We start from the raw sequence: 12,885 nt of genomic DNA on the forward strand, positions 1-12,885 counted from the left end.
GACCGAGGCGGTGGCCAGGAGAAACACGTCGAGGCAGAGCCCCCGGTCCGTGCCGCGACCCTAGGCGCTCTTGTTTCACCATCGGATACTTCCAGAAAACGCCGGTCCAGCGGACGGTGCAACCCCCTCGGGCGGATTGCCGGGCGGGGTCCGGGCCGTCCGGGCCGCCCCCGGTGGCGCACCGAGGCCGGCGGCTGGGGCGTCGTCCGGGCGATCCGCTCGGCGGCCGGTCCGCCGCGCACCGCGAGTCGCTCCCCCTGCAATGCCCACACCGGGACGTACGCTCGCCAACAGGCCTGTATCTCAGGGGTGTTGGACCAAGGGGGAATCCGGTGGGAGTGGCGGAGACGCCGGCCGTGCGGCCTGTCGCGGAACTGCTCGTCGAGAACTCCGCGCGGCGGGGCGGGAAGATCGCGTTCGCCGATGACCTGCGGGCGCTGAGCTGGGCCGAGCTGGAGCGCAGGACCGGCCGGTTGGCGGCCGGGATGGGGGCGGGCCGGTCGGCCCGGGTGGCCTTCTGCCTGGACAACGGCGTGGAGCTGGTCGAGGGGCTGCTCGCCACGGTACGGGCCGGCGCGGTGGGAGTTCCGTTGAGCTCCCGCGCCACCGATGCCGAGCTCGCCGGGCTGCTGGCCGACTGCGATCCGGCCGTGCTCGTCACCGACCGGCGCCATCTCGCGCGGGTCGCCCGGCTGACCGCCGACCGGCCGGTGCGGCTGCTGGTCACCGGCGAGGGCCCGCTGCCGCCCGGGGCCGCGTCCTGGGAGGCGCTGGCCGTGGCACCGTCGTCCGCCCCGCCCGACGACCTGGGCCTGGACGAGCCGGCCTGGCTCCTCTATACCTCCGGGACCTCCGGCTCCAGCCGGGCGGCGGTCTCCAGCCAGCGGTCCGCGCTCTGGTCCCCGGCCGCCTGCTACCTGCCCCGGCTCGGGCTGTCGGACGCCGACCGCGTGCTGTGGCCACTGCCGCTGTCCCACACCTACGCCCACTCGCTCTGCGTCCTGGGCACCACCATGGCCGGAGCGAGCGCCCGGATCACCGCGACCGCCGATCCGGCCGCGCTGGCCCGGCTGGCCGCCGCGTACGCGCCGACCGTCCTCGCCGGGGTCCCGCTCACCTACCGGCAGTTGCTCGACACCGGGCTGCGCCGCGTGCCCTCGCTGCGGCTGTGCGTCACGGCCGGCGCGCCCAGCGCCCCCGAGCTGCGGGAGGAGGTCGAGGCCCGCCTCGGCGCCCCGCTGCTGGACGGCTACGGCTCCACCGAGACCTGCGGCAAGATCGCCATGGAGGGGCTCGACGGACCGCGCGGGCACGGCGACAGCGGGATGCCGTTGCCGGGGATGGAGGTACGGCTCGTCGAGGTCGGCACCGCGAGCGAGGACTCCGCGGACGGGGACGCCGCGGGCGGTGGTTCCGCGGATGCGGACGCCACGGGCGGGGACGCCGCGGACGGGGACTGCACCGGCCGGGACGCTACGGACGGCGGCTCCGCGGACGCGGGCGCTGCGGACATGGGCTCCACCGGCCGGGACGCTACGGACGTGGGCTCCGCGACCGTGGACTCCAGCAGCCGTACCTCCACGGACGGTGACTCCGCAGACGCGGACTCCACCGGCCGGAACGCCCCGGACCTGGGCTTCACGGGCGCGGACGCCGCGGGCCGGGACGGTGAGATCTGGGTACGCGGTCCCGGGGTCATGCTGGGCTATCACCGTCGGCCCGAGGAGACCGCCGACGCCCTGCGTGACGGCTGGTACCGCACGGGTGACCTGGGCCGGTTCGACGAGGACGGCCGGCTGACCGTCATCGGCCGCGTGAACGACCGTATCGTGCGCGGCGGCGAGAACGTCGACCCGGCCGAGGTCGAACGGGTGTTGCTGGGCCTGTCCGGGGTGCGGGACGCGGCCGTGGTCGGGCGGGCCCATCCGCTGCTCGGTGAGGTGCCGGTGGCCTTCGTGGTGCCGGAGCGGCCGGACCTCGATCCGGTGCCGCTGCTGCGCGCCTGCGCCGCCGTGCTCTCCGCGCCCAAGGTGCCCGAGGAGGTGCTGTTCACCCCGGCCGTGCCGCGCACCGCCGCGGGCAAACCACGCCGGGCCCTGCTGCGCCGGTCGCTCGCCGACCGCCCGGTCGAACCGGCCCTGGCCGCACTGGCCGGCCGGACCCCGGGCGAGCGACGGGCCGCTCTGACCGACCTGGTGTGCACGGAGACGGCGGCGATCCGCGGGACGGCCGCCGACCCCGGCACCGCGTTCGCCGATCTCGGTCTGACCTCGATGGACGCCATGACCCTGTGGCACCGGCTGGGAACCCGCACCGGACTGCGGCTCCCGGCGACGCTGGTCTGGGACCACCCGACCCCCGCCGAGGTCGCGGCCCACCTGGACCACCGACTGCACGGCAGCACGGCCGACTCCGCACCGGCCACCACCGCAACCGCCGCAACCGCCGCAACCGCCGCAACCGCCGCAACCGCAGTCCGGTGTGCCCCGGAGAGCGACGATCCGGTGGCGATCGTGGCCGTCGGCTGCCGTTTCCCCGGCGGGGTGAGCTCGCCCGAGGACCTCTGGCGCCTGGTGGCCGACAGGGTCGACGCGACCGCCGAGTTCCCCACCGACCGGGGCTGGGACCTGGCGTCCCTGCACCACCCCGACCCCGACAGGCTCGGGACGACGTACACCCGCCGCGGTGGCTTCCTCGACGGCGTGGCGGACTTCGACCCGCTGTTCTTCGGCATGTCCCCCCGCGAGGCACTGGCCACGGATCCCCAGCAGCGGCTGCTCCTGGAGGTCGCCTGGGAGACCTTCGAACGGGCCGGCATTCCGGCGCCGGAGCTGCGGGGCACCGCCACCGGCGTGTTCGTGGGCCTGATGCACGCCGGCGGGTACGCCCGCGGACTCTCGCCGCACGAGCTGGAGTCCCACCTCGGTGTCGGCTCGTCCGCCAGTGTGGCGTCCGGCCGGATCGCCTACGTCCTGGGGCTGCGCGGTCCGGCCATGACCCTGGACACCGCGTGCTCGTCGTCGCTGGTCGCGCTGGACCTGGCCGCCCGGTCGCTGCGCGCCGGGGAGTGTTCGCTCGCGCTGGCCGGCGGGGTGACGGTGCTGTCGAACCCGCATCCGTTCGTCGTGTTCAGCCGGTTGCGCGGGCTGTCGCCGGACGGCCGCTGCCGGTCGTTCGCCGCGGGCGCGGACGGCACCGCCTGGGCCGAGGGCGTCGGTCTGGTGCTGCTGGAACGGCTGTCCGACGCCCGCCGCCACGGCCATCCGGTACTGGCCGTGCTGCGCGGCTCCGCCGTCAACTCGGACGGTGCGTCGAACGGTCTGACCGCCCCGAACGGCGAGGCGCAGCGGGACCTGATCCGGCTGGCGCTGGCCGACGCGGGGCTCGGGCCCTCCGACGTGGACGCGGTCGAGGGGCACGGCACCGGAACCGCGCTCGGCGACCCGATCGAGGCGGGCGCGCTGCTCGCGACATACGGACGGCACCGCGACCCGTCCGACCCGCTGTGGCTGGGCTCGGTGAAGTCCAACCTCGGACACACCCAGGCCGCGGCGGGGGTCGCGGGCCTGATCAAGCTGATCGAGGCGATGCGCCACGAGGAGCTGCCCGCCTCCCTCTACGCGGAGCGGCCGTCGCCGCACGTCGACTGGGCGGACGGCGCGGTACGGCTGCTCGACCGGGCCCGCCCGTGGCCGCGCCGGGACCGCCCGCGCCGCGCGGCGGTCTCGTCGTTCGGTATCGGCGGCACCAACGCCCACGTGATCATCGAGGAGCCGACGGACCAGACACCGGAGCACACCTCGGAGCCGGCCGCGCCGCTGCCGGTCACCCCCTGGCTGGTGGGCGGCAGTGGCGAGGCCGGGCTGCGCGCACAGGCCGCGGGGCTGGCGGCGGCGCTGACCGACACCGCGGACGGGACGGGCGCCCTGGACGCCGCGTACTCGCTCGCCACGACCCGGGCGCCGCTGTCGCACCGGGCGGCCGTCGTAGCCGCGGATGCCGAGGGGCTGCTCGCGGGGTTGCGGGACCTGGCGGCCGGTGTGGACGGTCCGGCGCTGCTGCGGGGTATCGCGCGCCCGCGGCCGAAGGTGGCGTTCCTCTTCCCGGGCCAGGGAGCCCAGCGCCCCGGGATGGGCCGGGAGCTGCGGGCGGCCTTCCCGGTGTTCGACGCGGCCTTCACCGGTCTGTGCGAGGAGTTCACGCCGTGGCTCGACCGCCCGCTCCTGGAGGTCCTCGACGACCCCGAACTGCTGCACCGCACCGACTACGCGCAACCCGCGCTCTTCGCCCACGCGGTGGCCCTGCACACGCTGCTCGCCGACCTCGGGGTCCGTCCGCAGTACCTGCTCGGCCACTCGATCGGCGAACTGGCCGCCGCCCATGTGGCCGGGGTGTTCTCCCGCGCCGACGCCGTACGGCTGGTCGCGGCGCGCAGCCGGTTGATGGCGGCCCTGCCCGCTGGGGGCGCGATGCTCGCGCTCCGCGCCCCGCTGGCCGACGTGACGCGGCTGCTCGACGGGGTTCCCGGCCGGACGGTCGCGGTCGCCGCGGTCAACGGACCGGAGTCGGTCGTACTCTCCGGGCCCGAGGAGGCGGTGACGGAGCTGGCGAACGCCGTCGGACGGCCGTACCGGCGGCTGCCGGTGAGCCATGCCTTCCACTCGCCGCTGCTGGATCCGATGCTGGCCGAGTTCCGCGCGGTCGCCGAGTCGGTGACCTACCGTCGGCCGTCCGTTCCGGTCGTGTCCACGCTGACCGGCGGGATCGCGTCGGACGCGCTCGCCACCGCCGGTCACTGGGTGCGGCAGGCGCGGGAGACGGTCCGGTTCGCCGATGCGGTGGGCGCGCTGGCCGAAGAGGGCGTCACGGCCTTCGTCGAGGCCGGTCCCGCACCCTCGTCGGGGGTGACCGCCGAGGAGTGCGTGGGACAGGACGCGGATGCGGTGTTCCCGTCGTGCGGGGACGCGGGTACGACGGTGGAGGCGCTGGCCGCCCTCCATGTGCACGGGGTCCCGGTCGACTGGCGGTCGGTGTACGCGCACACCGGTGCCCGCCGGGCTCCGCTGCCGACCTACCCGTTCCAGCGGCAGCGGTACTGGCTCGACGCCGGCCGGCCGACGGAACGCTCCGGCCACCCTCTGCTGGGCGAGCCGGTGCCCGACGCGGACGGGCCCGGGATCCGGCACACCGCCGTCCTCTCCCTCGACCGCCAGCCGTGGCTGGCCGACCACCTGATCGGGGACCGGGTGGTGGTGCCCGCGACCGTCTTCGCCGAACTGGCCGAACGAGCCGGGCGGGCCGACCACTCCCCCGGCCCGGTACGGCTGGCCGAACTGGCCCTCCACGAACCGCTCGTGCTGCGTCCGGGGGCCGGGGCGCGCGTACAGGTGGTGACCGGGAAGCCGGACGAGACGGGCGGTCGGCCGGTCACCGTCTGGGCCCGGCGGGCCGACACGCCAGGCCGGTGGACCCGGCACGCCACGGCGACGACCACACCGGCCGACGCACCGCCGGCACTGACCACACCCGCCGACGCACCGCCGGCAACGACCGCACCCGCCGACGCACCGGTCGGCGACACGTCCGGGACCTGGCCGCCGCCGGACGCACGGCCGGTCGCCGTCGACTACCCGCGCCTCGCCGCCCACGGCCACCGCTACGGGCCCGCCTTCCGCGCGGTGACCGCGCTGTGGCGGCGGGGCGACGAGGTCTTCGCCGAACTGGCGCTGGCGCCGGGGGAAGCGGCGACCGCGGGGTCGTACACCCTGCACCCCGCCCTGTTCGACGCGGCGCTGCACGCCGCGCTGCTGGCCGAGGAGCCCGGTGCGCCCAAGGCGCCGCTCACCTGTTCCGGTGTGACGGTGTACGCGACCGGTGCCTCCACCGCGCGGGCGGTCGTACGGCGGCTCGGTCCGGACGAGTTCCGGGTCGCCCTCTCCGACGGTGCCGGGCGGCCCCTGGCCGTGGTGGAGTCGGTGGTCACCCGGGCGATCTCGACGCGGCCGTCCGCGGAGACGTACCGCCTGGTCTGGCGGCCCGTGGGGCCGGACGCGGCCGTGAGCACCGAGCACGAACTGCTCGACGTGGCGCGGCTGGCCGCCGGGCTGCCGTCGGACGCCACCGTGCCCGAGCGGGTGCGCGGGCTGCTCTCCGCGGTGCTGGAGCGGGTGCGCGACTGGACCGCCGACGCGCGGCCGGGCCGGCTGCTGGTGCTCACCGGCAACGCGAGCGGTGACGATCCCGACCTCGCGGAGGCCGCCGTCGCCGGACTGGTCCGCAGTGCGTCCTCCGAACATCCCGGGCGGATCGTGCTGGTCGACCGGCGGGACGCGCCGGTCGCACCGGCGGTCCTGGCGGCGGCGCTGCGGTCCGGCGAGCCGGAACTGGCCCTGCGCGACGGGGCCGTCCTGGCACCCCGGCTGGCTCTCGCCGATCCACCGGTCGGCGGGACGGCCGAACCGGCCCTGGACGGGACCGTGCTCGTCACCGGAGGCGGCGGCGCGCTCGGGGCGAGTCTGGCCCGCTATCTGGCCGTCGAACGCGGAGTGCGGCGGCTGGTGCTGGCCGGCCGCAGCGGCAAGGTCCCGGAGTGGGCGGGCGAACTGCCCGCCGACGTACGGGTGGTGGCGTGCGATGTGAGCGACCGGTCCGCAGTGGACGCCCTGGTGGCGTCCTGCGGGCCGGGGCTCGTCGGGGTCTTCCACCTGGCCGGGGTGGTGGACGACGGCGTGGTCGACGCCATGACGCCCGATCGGCTCGCGGCCGTGCTGGCGCCGAAGGCGGACGGCGCCTGGCATCTGCACGAGGCGACGAAGGGGACCGGCCTGTCCGCGTTCGTGCTCTACTCCTCGGCGGCGGGGGTGCTCGGCAGGCCCGGGCAGTCGAACTACGCGGCCGCCAACGGGTTCCTGGACGCCCTCGCCCGGCACCGGGTGGCCCACGGGCTGCCCGCGCAGGCGCTGGCGTGGGGGCCGTGGGCGACGGCGGACGCGGCGGGGATGGCGGGCCGGGTCGCGCCCGGGAGCCTGCGCGAGGGCGGTGTGCTGCCCGTCGACGAACGGGAGGGCATCGGCCTTCTGGACACCGCGCTGCGCACGCCGGACCCGGTGCTGGTCCCGGTGCCGCTGGATCTGCGGGCCGCGGCCGGTGCGGGCGCGCCGCCCGTCCTCGCCGACCTGCTGCCCCCGAGCCCGGCCGCCGTCGAAGCGGCGCCGCCGGCCGCTGCCGCCGGGCAGCGACCCGGCGCCTGGCGCGACCGGCTCGCTGCCGTTGCACCGTCCGAACGCCTTTCCCTCCTGGCCGAGTTGATCCGTGCCGAGATCGCGGTGGTCCTGGGCTATCCGGACCCGGCCACGCTGCCCGCCGAGCGTTCCTTCACGGAGCTCGGTTTCGACTCCCTGTCCGCCGTGCAGATCCGCAACCGGCTCGGCGCGTTCACACGGGTACGGCTGTCCCCGACCGTCGTCCTGGAGTACCCCACGCTGCCCGAACTGACGGCACACGTCCACGCGGCGCTGCTGGACGCGGGCGCGGGGACAGGGGCGGAGACGGAGACCGAGACGGATGCCGCACCTGCGGAAGGCGCCCGCGAGATCCCGGCCGAGCCGGCGCCACCGGCCGGCGCGGCACCCCGGCTCCCCTCCGCCCCCTACCGGTTCAGTCCCCTCTACCACCGGGTGCTGCGGGAGCAGGGACCGGCGGAGGCGATGGCGCTGCGGTTCCTGGCGTCGTACGCGCTCCCCGTCTTCTCCGACGGCGAGCGCGCCCGCCACACCGTCCCGCCGCTCCAACTCGCCCACGGCGACGGCACTCCGCTGGTGTACCTCCCGGACTACCTGACCCCGCACCTGCGGCTGCCCACCGCGCTGGCCCGGCGGTTCGACGGCGAACGCGATCTCCATCTGCTGGAGCATCCCGGGTTCGGCACCCGCCGGGCCGTTCCCGACAGCGTGGCCACGCTGGTGCGGGCGCATGTCGACACCGTGCGCTCACTGCCCGTGGAGAGGCCGCCCGTGCTCGTCGGTTACTGCGCGGGCGGGGCGATCGCCCATGCCGTGGCCCGGCAGTTGGCGCGGGAAGGGCAGCCGCCGGCCGGGGTGATCCTGATCGACTCCCACGCGGGGGTGCTGCGCCGGGGCGACGCGCGCGGACAGGCCCTGATGGCCGCGGGCGCCGCGCTCGCCGACGACGTGGTCGACGGCCTCGACGACTCCCTGCTGCTCGCCGGAGGCGGGTACGCGCGCGTGATGGAGGGCTGGCGGCCCGAACCGTCCCCGGTTCCCGCCCTGTTGCTGCGCGGCCGGCCCACCGCCGACATGCTGCGGATCGCTCCCGACGGGGACTGGCGGCCGCACTGGCCACTGCCGCACGACGGCGCCGACCTCCCCGGCGACCACTACTCGCTGCTCCAGCAGGACGCCGAAGGCACGGCCGCGGCGATCCGCGCCCGGCTGAACGGCTGAACGGCTGAACGGCTCACCGACCCACCCGGTCACCGACTGATCGACTGACCGACCGACCGCGCTGTCCCACCAGAAGGAGAGAACCCGGATGACCTCGGACTCGGACTACGACCTGATCGTCGTCGGCGGCGGGCCGGCCGGCTCGACCGCCGCGACGGCCGTGGCCCTGCGCGGGCACCGGGTGCTCCTGCTGGAGCGGGAGACCTTCCCCCGGTACCAGATCGGCGAGTCGCTGCTGCCCGCCACGGTGCACGGCGTGTGCCGTCTGCTGGGGGTCGCCGACGAGGTCGCCCGGGCCGGATTCACCCTGAAGCGCGGCGGCACCCTGCGCTGGGGCCGTGACCCGGAGCCCTGGCAGTTCTCCTTCGCCATGACACCCCGGCTGCCGGAGCCGACCGCGACCGCCTTCCAGGTGGAGCGGTCCCGGTTCGACGAGATCCTTCTGCGCAACGCCGAACGCGTCGGCGTCGAGGTCCGGGAGGGCAGCCCGGTACGCCGGGTCCTCGCCGAGGGCGAGCGGGTGCGCGGTGTCGAGTACACCGGCCGGGACGGGAATCCGCGCACGGCACACGCCCGGTTCGTCCTCGACGCGTCCGGCAACACCAGCCGGATCCACGGCCGGGTGGGCGGGGCGCGCGTCTACTCCGACTTCTTCCGCAATCTCGCCGTGTTCGGCTACTACGCGGGCGGCCGCCGCCTCCCCGCGCCGAACAGCGGCAACATCTTCTGCGCCGCGTTCGACGCCGGCTGGCTCTGGTACATCCCGCTGCGCGACGACCTGACCAGTGTCGGTGCGGTGATCGCGCCGGAGCACTACCCGGCGGTCCAGAACGACCCGCGGGCCGCCTGGCAGGACATGATCAAGGCCTGCCCGGAGGTCGACCGGCTGCTCACGGACGTACCGGTCGCGACCGAGCCGCCGTACGACCGGGTCCGGGTGCGCAAGGACTACTCGTACTGGAAGACGACCCTGTGGACACCGGGCCTGGCGCTGGTCGGCGACGCCGCGTGCTTCGTGGACCCGGTGCTCTCCTCGGGGGTCCATCTGGCCACGTACGGCGCCCTGTTGGCGGCCCGGGCGGTGAACTCGGCCCTGGACGGCAGTGTCGCGGAGGAGCGCGGCTTCGCCGAGTTCGAGGCGCGCTACCGCCGGGAGTACGGGGTGTTCTACGACTTCCTCATCGCCTTCTACGACATGGAGCGCAACGAGGACTCGTACTTCTGGTCGGCGAAGAAGATCACCCGGGTGGAGGTCGACGAGGCCGCCGCCTTCGCCGAGCTCGCCGGGGGCGCGGCCTCGGGTGACACCGGGTTGCCGGCCACGGGCGGGCTCGGCGCCCGGTGGAGCACCGCGACGGCCGAACTGGAGGACGCGGTGGGCCGGTTGGCGGTCACCGACGACCGTACGAACCCGCTCCTGACCACCCGGGTGGTCACCGACACCTTCCGCACCGGCAACGACCTCCAGGAACAGGCCCTGTACGGCGCCCCGCCGGACGCGCCGTCCGGGGCGTCCGGGCGGCTGGCGGTCGCCGCGGACGGCCTGTCCTGGCTCCCGGCCTGACCGCTCGCCGCGGCTCCTCAGCCGGAGAAGGCCCGCGCCCGCGAACGGTCCATCGGCAGGCCCGGCCCCGCGTCCTCGCGACCGCGCAGCCGGTGGTCGAAGAACGCGGCGAGGCAGGCCCGTTCGGCGGTGATCGCGTCCGCGGGGGCGATGGTGCCGATGTTCTCGACGACCGTCTTCCTCGGCAGCCGGAGCCGGTGGGCGATCTGCGGGAGCATCGCCTCCACGTCGGTGTAGGTCGCGTGTTCCGCGCCACGCAGGCTCAGGCCCTCGCGCGGGCCGCTGCTGTGCCGCCACAGGGAGTTCCAGGAGGGCACCGTGGAGAGGTCGTTGCCGTCCTTGCCGACCAGCAGGAAGGGCCGGTCGAGGCCCTCGGCGGCGACGGTGGAGAGGTTGCCCCGGTCGCCGTCCTCCTGGACGTAGGCGAGCACGCCGTCGAAGTTGGCCCCGGCCGCGATGCGCGGGTCGTCGTGCATGGCCTGGAGGGCGGTGAAGCCGCCGGCCGAGTGGCCGAACATGCCGAGCCGCTCCCAGTCCGGCAGGCCGCGCAGCTCCCGGGGCAGGGCGGCGGGAAGGGCGTCGAGGAGGAAGCGGGTGTCGGCCACCCGGACGGCCACGGTCTTCCTCAGGAGCGCGGTGATGCGGTCCTGGTCCGGGGAGGCCTTGTCGAACTCGGCGGGCAGGACGGTGCGTTCGACGCGGCCGCCGGGGAACTGGACGGCCGCGGCGTCGTAGGTGTGGTCGAGGGCCACCACGACGTAGCCGCGGGAGGCGAGGTCGTCGCAGAGGGTGGTGCCGAGGGAGCGCGGGTCGCCGGCCCCGGGTGAGTAGCAGACGACCGGGCAGGGGCCGTGGTCCCGGTCGGCGGGGGCGCCTTCGTGGGCGTGGGTGCGGGTCGCCGACCAGTCGACCCGGTCGGCGGGCACATGGGTGAGGTTGTTGACGGCGGCGAAGCCGGCGGCCTCCCCGGGGAGCATCTGCGGTGCCCTCGGATGGCCGCCGACGGCTCGCGCCGGGTAGCGGACGCTGATCATCAGTTCCCGGTACGGCCGTGCCGGGACCCAGGGATCGGCCCGCGCGGTGTCGACCAGGCGCAGGGAGACCGTGCCCACGGGGTGCGGTCCGCCGGGCGCGGGCAGGGTCAGCCGGACCCGTCCGGACGTGCGCGGGGTGGCCGACGCGGTGCGGGCGGAGGCGGCGGACAGGGTGACGGCGGCGACGGCCGACAGCACGGCGGAGCGGCGGGTGAGCAAGGCGGTTCTCCTTGTCTGCGCGTGGTCGCGACACCACTCAGCCTTGTGGATCGGGCCGGCCGTCACCATCCGGCATTCCGGTGGTCGCACCGGGGGGCTGGCCCTACGGGGCGTCACCCGGCGTCGGTGATGGACTCCAGGCGTACGTCACCGGGTGAGAGGTGCTTCGCGACCTGGCCGAGCCCGTACAGCTCGTCGCGTACGGCGTCCTCCCATCCGTCCACCGCGGTTGCCGTTGATTCGTCCAAGCCCCGCCGATCTTTGTCCATGGACGGAGCGGCGGACGGCGGTGAGGGTCGGTCCATGACTGGATTCGGGGTCGACGACCGACGGGGGCGGGCGGCTGAGCGGGCGGAGGGCCGGACGGCGGCTCCGCGCGTGCCGGGTGGTCTGGTGGCGCTGGCGCTGGGCGGATTCGGCATCGGGCTGACGGAGTTCCTGATCGCCGGGCTGCTGCCGCAGGTGGCGTCGAGCTTCTCGGTGTCCGAGGCGACGGCGGGCCGGCTGATCTCCGGGTACGCGCTGAGTGTCGCCGTCGGCGCGATCGCGCTCACCGCGGCGACGGCGCGGCTGCCGCGCAAGTGGGTGCTGGCCGGTCTGGTGGTGCTGTTCGTCGTCGGCAACCTGCTCTCCGCGATCGCGCCCACCTACGCGGTGATGCTGCTCGGGCGGATCGTCGCCGCCCTGTGCCACGGCTCGTTCTTCGGGATCGGCTCGCTCGTCGCCCGCGACCTGGTCGCGCCCGGGCGCAAGTCCCGTGCGGTGGCGGTCATGTTCGCCGGGCTGACGCTCGCGAACGTGCTGGGCGTGCCGTTCGGTGCCTTCGTGGGCGAGCGCTGGGGATGGCGGGCGGCGTTCTGGGCCGTCACCGCGATCGGGGTGCTGGCGCTGGCCGGCATCCTCGCCCTCGTCCCCGGCCGGGCGGGGACCGGGACAGGGGACGGGGCGCCCACCGGCCTGCGGGACCAGTTCCGCGCGTTCCGGTCCGCGCAGGTCTGGCTGACCCTCACGGCCACCGCGCTCGGCTACGGCGGGATGTTCGGCGCGTTCAGCTACCTCGCGTACACCTTCACCGAGGTCGGCGGGTTCGCCTCGACGGACGTCGCCTGGCTGCTGATGGTGTACGGCACCGGTCTGGTCGTCGGGAACCTCGCCGGCGGGCGGGCCGCCGACCACGACCGGGACCGCACCCTGGTCCTCGCCCTGCTCGGACTGACCGTCACCCTGGCCGTGTTCGGTCTGCTCGCCGCCGACGCCGTGGCGTCGGTGATCCTGGTGTTCCTGATGGGGGTGACGGGTTTCGCCGCCGTGCCCGGCATGATCACCCGGGTGACCGACGCCGCCCACGGGGCGGCGCTGGCCGCGAGCGCCAACGTGTCCGCGTCCAACATCGGCAACGCCCTCGGCGCCTGGCTCGGCGGCCTGGCCATCGGCGCGGGACTCGGCTACACGGCCCCGCTGTACACCGGCGCCGCGATCGCACTGGCCTCCGTGCTGGTCATGCTCGTCGCCGCACGATCCGTCAGGCGCCCAGGCGGTTGATGTCCCTGCCGTACAGGATTCCGCTCTCGGTCGCCCCCCCGGCGGGTCAGCGCGGGCGAGGTGC

General features: G+C 75.5%; 4 protein-coding genes. 3 read left to right on the plus strand and 1 reads right to left on the minus strand.

Features of this window, described 5'->3' with window-relative positions; translation table 11 throughout:
• Positions 1-356 precede the first annotated feature (356 nt).
• Entirely contained in the window at positions 357-8,462 is an 8,106-nt protein-coding gene (locus ACIPSJ_RS23495) for an SDR family NAD(P)-dependent oxidoreductase (RefSeq protein WP_401348467.1), read from the plus strand.
• 88 nt (positions 8,463-8,550) lie between these two features.
• Positions 8,551-10,026, plus strand: coding sequence for a tryptophan 7-halogenase (locus ACIPSJ_RS23500; RefSeq protein WP_401348470.1), 1,476 nt, complete (start codon positions 8,551-8,553; stop codon positions 10,024-10,026).
• Positions 10,027-10,043: 17 nt separating this feature from the next.
• Here ACIPSJ_RS23500 and ACIPSJ_RS23505 read toward each other — a convergent pair whose 3' ends face one another.
• Positions 10,044-11,279 (minus strand): alpha/beta hydrolase family protein, encoded by a 1,236-nt coding sequence (locus ACIPSJ_RS23505; RefSeq protein ID WP_401348472.1) that lies wholly within the window; start codon positions 11,277-11,279, stop codon positions 10,044-10,046.
• Between the two features lie 378 nt (positions 11,280-11,657).
• Between ACIPSJ_RS23505 and ACIPSJ_RS23510 the strand changes: the two genes are divergently transcribed.
• Positions 11,658-12,821: an MFS transporter gene (locus ACIPSJ_RS23510; protein ID WP_401348680.1), complete on the plus strand. Its 1,164-nt coding sequence runs from the start codon at positions 11,658-11,660 to the stop codon at positions 12,819-12,821.
• Positions 12,822-12,885: the final 64 nt, after the last annotated feature.

Origin of the sequence: Streptomyces sp. NPDC090088 (assembly GCF_044747345.1) — a bacterium.
Classification (GTDB): Bacteria; Actinomycetota; Actinomycetes; order Streptomycetales; family Streptomycetaceae; genus Streptomyces.